The 6,068-nt window shown below is 63.5% G+C and carries 7 protein-coding genes; 3 read left to right on the top strand and 4 right to left on the bottom strand.

Annotation, left to right across the window (positions count from 1 at the left end):
- Positions 1–282: 282 nt before the first annotated feature.
- Both infA and H8A95_RS27275 read left to right on the top strand, forming a co-directional pair.
- The gene (infA, locus tag H8A95_RS27280) at positions 283–576 is read left to right on the top strand and encodes a translation initiation factor IF-1 (protein ID WP_016842649.1); all 294 of its coding nucleotides are present in this window, start codon (positions 283–285) and stop codon (positions 574–576) included.
- Between the two features lie 268 nt (positions 577–844).
- Positions 845–1,057 carry a cold-shock protein gene (locus H8A95_RS27275; RefSeq protein WP_016842648.1) on the top strand — a complete coding sequence of 71 codons (213 nt, stop codon included), beginning with the start codon at positions 845–847 and terminating at the stop codon, positions 1,055–1,057.
- A gap of 124 nt (positions 1,058–1,181) precedes the next feature.
- Here H8A95_RS27275 and H8A95_RS27270 read toward each other — a convergent pair whose 3' ends face one another.
- The 3 genes from H8A95_RS27270 to H8A95_RS27260 form a co-directional block, all read right to left on the bottom strand.
- Positions 1,182–1,823 (bottom strand): TadE/TadG family type IV pilus assembly protein, encoded by a 642-nt coding sequence (locus H8A95_RS27270; protein ID WP_420839461.1) that lies wholly within the window; start codon positions 1,821–1,823, stop codon positions 1,182–1,184.
- The gene (locus tag H8A95_RS27265; RefSeq protein WP_229186014.1) at positions 1,820–2,371 is read right to left on the bottom strand and encodes a TadE/TadG family type IV pilus assembly protein; all 552 of its coding nucleotides are present in this window, start codon (positions 2,369–2,371) and stop codon (positions 1,820–1,822) included. The genes H8A95_RS27270 and H8A95_RS27265 overlap by 4 nt, the downstream gene beginning before the upstream one ends.
- A gap of 171 nt (positions 2,372–2,542) precedes the next feature.
- Entirely contained in the window at positions 2,543–3,049 is a 507-nt protein-coding gene (locus H8A95_RS27260) for a pilus assembly protein N-terminal domain-containing protein (RefSeq protein ID WP_420839460.1), read from the bottom strand.
- 404 nt (positions 3,050–3,453) lie between these two features.
- Between H8A95_RS27260 and H8A95_RS27255 the strand changes: the two genes are divergently transcribed.
- Positions 3,454–4,527, top strand: coding sequence for a phosphatase PAP2 family protein (locus H8A95_RS27255; protein WP_229186013.1), 1,074 nt, complete (start codon positions 3,454–3,456; stop codon positions 4,525–4,527).
- A gap of 92 nt (positions 4,528–4,619) precedes the next feature.
- On the opposite strand, the gene H8A95_RS27250 is transcribed toward H8A95_RS27255, so the two are convergent.
- A complete protein-coding gene (locus H8A95_RS27250) occupies positions 4,620–6,062 on the bottom strand; it encodes a hypothetical protein (RefSeq protein WP_229186012.1) in 1,443 nt (480 codons plus the stop codon).
- Between the last annotated feature and the right edge of the window lie 6 nt (positions 6,063–6,068).

Here is a 6,068-nt window from a genome sequence, read left to right as displayed (position 1 = left end):
CCCACCCATCCGCACCGCGGCGGCCGCTCTGCGCCGCGCGCGCATAATGTTCGTGGGAATGAGGCCGCTCCTGGCACAAAAGGCCCTCGCCGCCGCCGCCGTCGGGGTGGTAATAATGGCGCGCCGCAGACGAGCCGGGGCGAGTCGCCGCGTCCGTCGCAGGCCGGCAACAGCGAAGGCATCCAGGGCGTCGCCTTCTTGCATCGCGAGAGCCGGCCGAATCCGCAACCCAACCGCAACAACCGACCGAAGCACTAGCCGTCGCTCGATCTGGAGAAACATATGGCTAAGGAAGAGCTGATCCAGTTCGAAGGACTGGTGACCGAAATCCTCCCCGACGCTCGCTACCGGGTGCAACTCGACGCCGGACACGAAATCGTCGCCTACACCGCCGGCAAGATGAAGAAAAACCGCATCAAGACGCTGGCCGGCGACCGCGTGACGATCGAAATGTCGCCCTACGATCTCGAAAAGGGCCGCCTGATCTTCCGCCACAAGGACGAACGTCCGAGCGGCGCGCCCGGCGGCCCGCCGCGGGGCGGAGCACAGCGCGGCGGGCAATTCCGCCGCCGATAGCGGCGACATTGCAACCGTTGCGCGCATGATGCCCTGATGTCTTGCGCAACAATTGGCCGGCGGCTGCGCCGGCCAAAAAATCGCGCACGTCAGGATTGTTTTGAAGCCTTCTATCGAATAATATCCTACCCATCGATTTTCGGCCGGACGACATTAGCCAATACCGGTACAGCCGGTTCAGACGCTGACGACCCTTCCAAAAATTCGATCTCACCACCCCGCCGATCAGCGGGTCTTGAACTTGTATATCTGAGAAGGGACTACCCACGTGAGCATGGGAACCGTGAAGTGGTTTAACGCGACCAAGGGCTACGGCTTCATCCAGCCGGATGAAGGCGGGAACGACGTGTTCGTGCACATCAGTGCAGTCGAGCGCGCCGGCCTTGGCACTCTGCGTGAAGGCCAGAAGATCTCCTACGAGATCGTGGCTGACCGCCGTTCCGGCAAATCCTCGGCCGACAATCTGCGCGCCGCCGGATAAGCCGATTTCCCGGGAGCGCGAAGCTCCAGGAAATTGTCGCTAAAGCATCAAGGGCCGCACCTTCGGGTGCGGCCCTTTTTGTCTGGATCGCGAGTTGTCCGGATCGCGCGTCGGTTGCCGCGACCTAGTACGTCGAGCAAGTCGTCGGCATGGTGGCGATCGTCGGGGCATAGAACACGCACACCGACTGGCGCGGCCGCGTGAAGGCGACGTCGCTGAGATTGATGCCGGCCTTGGCCATCACATAGCCGACCGTCGGAACGTATTTGTAGCTGACTTCACTGAAGATCAGATAGCTGCCCGCAACCAGCAGCGCCGACGGAACGACGCTGGTGACAATGTCACCCTGATTGCGGGTCGAGGCCGTCAACGTGGCCTGCGTGGCCCCCGAGGAGATCACCCCCGCCTTGCTCCACTGGATGTGCGCGATGTTCGAGTTATCGACATAGATTTCCGACAACGTGACTTTGGTCGGTGACGGATCATACGGCGTCATGATGCCGACGCTGGCACTGAAGAAGTTCTGAAGGTCGCTGTCGATCACCTGCGTCGCCTGCGATGTCAGGTCTGACGCGGCGCGCGCCATCAGCGTGACCTTGCGGTCGACCGCGACGCCGGATGAGAACTCGACGACGCCGAAGAACATCACCAGCATCAGCGGCAGGATGAAAGCGAACTCGACGGCGGCGAGGCCCCGGCGATCATGCGCGAGAGCGGCGACGGAGCGTAGCAACGCCGCGGGCTGGATTTTAATGGCTTTGCTCATGAGCATGTGGCCCCGGCGGTTCCGGCGGGCTCGTTCTTGAACGTCGCGGTCGCAGTGAGGAGCCGCTTGCCGTTGGCGAGGGTGGCGGTGCTGAAGACCTTGGTGACAAACAGCGGCCACTGATAAAACAGCCGGACCACCACGACGTCGCCGTCCTTGCCGGGACACCATTTCACCTGCGTGGGATCGGTGATGGGCGTGATGTTGACGCTGCTAAAGCCTGTCGCAGACGGGTAGCTGCGCACGTCGACGTATACGCCGTTGGTGCAATCGAACAACGCGCTGACGCGCGCGCAAACGAAATCCTTGAACTGCTGCTGGGTATAATTTGCGCCCTGGGCCTGGCCGGTCATGATGAAGCGGGACGAATCCTGCGTCACCGTCTCGAGCACCTGGCTCGCAAAGAAGATCATTGCCACTTCGATGATCGCAAAAAGCAATCCGAAAAACAGCGGTGCGACCATCGCGAATTCGACCGCGGTCACGCCGCGGCGGTTTCGACAAAATCTGCGGAGGAGGCGTGCGAAAGAATGAGCGGGCAGCGGCATCAATGTCCCCAGATCAACATGGCGGCAACAACTACCCAAGACTCATTGTCGAAGTATTTCGCCGGATCGAGACAGAGCGACCCGATCCGTTAGGTCTTTCTTAACCATATCGGGTAGACCGCCCGCGATCGGCGGCGAACCCGGCGGGTGAGGCGCCGGAGCGGACACGCATCAGTTCTGCTGCTTCCCGGCCGCGCCCGAGCCTGAGGCCTGGCTGTTGAGGGAACCGGCCTGGTCCATGGTCGACTTGAAATAGGTCTCGCCGTCGCCGAGCGTGATGCGGCGTTGACAGACCGGCATGCAGCTGTAGGTCTCGCGATCGACACCGCGATAGACGGTGACGAGCTGATCGGTCGGACCCTCGACCTGGATCTGGCGATCCACCAGCACCTGGCCGGTGCGGTCGAGCGCGATGAAGTTGGTGGCACCGTAGCCCTTGCCGGTCACGACAACGACCCCGCCATTCTGCAGGGTGACGTCGGCGATCAGCGGATTGCCGACCACGATCGTGGCAATGCCGCCGGGCAGCTTGACGAGCTTGGCCTGATCGACATTGACCGCAATCCGATCCGGATCCGGCGCTGCCGTTGCGAGCGCGGGCCCCAGCAGCATGGCTGCGGCCAACGAGATGAATCCAATGCGCGTGACGGCGCGAATACGCTGGGACTGAAACGACATACTCTACCCCGGGACGTTAACAGGCCGGCAAAAAGCGATACGCAGCGGACCGGCGCCCGACGCAGGCAAATCTGACGGCAATTCATTTAAGAAGAGCAAAAATCGAGCGCCGAATTGCACGGATGTCACGACTTCCCGGGGAATTGCCCGAAAGAGGCCGCTTGTCCGGCAATCTCGTGCGGGAATGCCCGGTCGTCGATGCGTAGTCCTGCGGTTCGGCAGGAGGCTCGAAGTCCTGCGGCGCGCATCCGGCGGTTGCGGCGCGCTCACCGTCGAGCGTCGCGTCGCCCCAGCGTGACGGCCGATCGCAGCGGCAGTGACGCCATCGAACCGCACGCTTCGCGATTATAGCAATCTTAAGAGACTCCGAGCAGTTTCTGCCCACCACAACCGCGGGGCAGCACGTGTCGTCGATATCAAGAATCGAAAAGCGCGCCGTCGATTCCGGCGCTCCCGGCTTGGTTGTCGACCCGATCCGGATTCGTGACGCTGCGGCGCGCTGGTTCATGTTCAGCGACTTTGGCGACGCTGCGCAGCGTCACATGGCGATCGTCTGGTCCTGCATTTTCGCATGCACCCTCGCCGACGCGATCTGGCTGCCGAACTCCGGGCTTTCGTTCACATCATCCAACTGGATCTCGATCCTGCAATGCGTCGCATATTCGGGCATTGCGGCCGCATTCATCGCCATTGCCTCCAATCGGCTCGGCGGCGACCAACGACGCCCGGCCGTGTGGTTGCGGCAGTGCCTGTTCATGACCGAGTTGTTCTGGCGCGCGTTCCTGCCGATCAGCGCGCTGCTGACCGCGGGCAGCACCCTCAGCTATCTGATCGCGGCAGCGAAGCTGCCGCTCCGAGACGACGTACTGGCAGGTGTCGATCATCTGCTGGGCTTCGACTGGCCGAGTTTCCTGGCTACGACAAACTCGAACGCTTTGATTGCGACGCTGCTGACGACGGCCTATCAGAGCACCGGCCTGCTGTCCCAGGTGGTTCTGGTGTGGCTCATCCTGCAACGGCGCGGCGACAGGGTCGCGGAATTCATCGCCGTGCTCAGCCTGAGCGCAGTCGCGCTGTGCGTCGGCATGTGGTTGATCCTGGCCGCGGGCGCCTTCGCCTATTTCGGCCCCGCGCCGAGCAGCTACGAGCACTTCGCGGCGCATGGCCCGATGTGGACCTTCGGGCGAACCTTCTCGATGTTGCACGACGGGTCGCTCTCGGTCATCAACTTGTCGATCGTCGACGGCATCGTCAGCTTTCCCTCGTTTCACACGATGCTCGGCGTCATGACGACCTATGCTGCGCGTGACACACGCTGGCTCTTCGTTCCCATGTTCGTCGTGAATGCAACGATGATCGTCGCGACGATGCCTGTGGGCGGCCATCATCTCGCTGACGTCCTGGCCGGCGGCGGGCTGACCATTGCCGCCATCCTCGTGGTTCGCCGCTCTGCCTGGCTGTCCGTCAGCAAGACCTAGGGCCGTCATTCAAAGCGCCTCGCCTGCGGCCGCCGGCCCCTGCCGAACCTGACGCTCGCCGTGGCGACCCGCGTTGCGCGCCTGCATCGGCTTCAGCTGGAGGCGCGAACGTGAACCACGACGCGTTCATCGGCGTAGAGGCGCTGCCATCCTCCGATGTGATCCAGAAACTTGGAAGCCGGCGTGGTCGGATCGAGCATCACCGCATCGATGTCATGGGTCTTGAGCAGATTGAGGAATCCGTTGACGTCCTCGAGCTGAAGCGCGCGGAAGAAAGTCACCCCGAACGTCTCGCCGTAAAGCTCGGCACGCCCGTCGATGAACACCGGAATCTGACGCCAGATCAGATAGCCGCCGAACTGCAGATCGTTGAGCACCCGCTTGACCTGATGCGCCTTCATCGCGTCAACGGCGGCAGCCGGCGAATAGACCGGCGGTGGCGATATGACCTGGCGCGCCGCAACGACCGAGGTCCACGCGGAAAGTCCGGCGACAAGGATTGCTGCCGGAACGACCCTCAAGCGGACCGCGCCGGCGGCACGCAGCCCGAACTGGGTTGCGACCGGCGTGAGCACGGCCAATGGCAGCAGCAGCGCGAAGAGTTCGAGATTTCTGGCATGGGACAGCGCCATGTGCAGCAAGCCCAGCAGCAGAGCGATCCGCGGCAGCGGCAACCTCACGCCGTAATAGAGCGCAGCGCCGGTCAGGCCGAGGATGGACAGTCCGAACCCGTCGATCTGGCTGAAACTCGCCGGCCCCCATTCCGTAATGAGACGCAGCAACTCGCCGAGGCTGAGAATCTTCAACGAGGCGAGGATCGAGCCCCATCCATAGGGGGTGACGCAGCACGCAGCCAGCGCGGCGATCCCGAACGCCGCCCAGCGCAACGCCAACCGCAATCGCTGCGCCGGCGCAGCATTCCACATCGCATCGAGCGCAAACGCGCCGGCCAGCACCAGGCCGAACAGAAAGCCGCCATGCAGATTGGACCACAGCGCGATCAGCGGCAGCAGCCAGAACGAGGGTGCCTCACGGCGTTCGCTCGCGACCATCAGGCCGTTCGCCCAGACGATCATGATCGGCATCACCAGCAGATGCGGACGGGCCAGGAGATGCCCGCAAGTCAGAACCAGCGCCGCCAGCGCGATCAGGCTCGCGTAAACCGCCGGCATCGCGCGGCAGAGGATGGCGGTGAGCAGCGCGAAGGCGGCGGCGCCGCAGGCCGCGGCCAGCGCCGCGGGCCCGGTCCACCCGGCAAGGTCATAGGCCTTCGCGAACAGGACCTGCGCGAGCCACGACGACGACACCCATGGCTGACCCGCCTTGGTGAACGAGTAGATGTCGACCGACGGCAGCGCGTGATGGTCGAGGATCCAGCGGCCGACGGCAATCTGCCAATAGGTGTCGGGATCGGCGAGCAGCCTGTCACCGAGGATCAGGAGCAGCGCATAGATGCCGCACGCCATCCAGAACCAGGCGGGGACCTCGAACACCGAGGCCCGCGCTTGCGGGATGGTCGCGGTCTCAGCACGCATGCGCGC

The organism is Bradyrhizobium oropedii (assembly GCF_020889685.1).
Classification (GTDB): Bacteria; Pseudomonadota; Alphaproteobacteria; order Rhizobiales; family Xanthobacteraceae; genus Bradyrhizobium; species Bradyrhizobium oropedii.
This window is presented reverse-complemented; position numbering and strand designations above follow the sequence as displayed.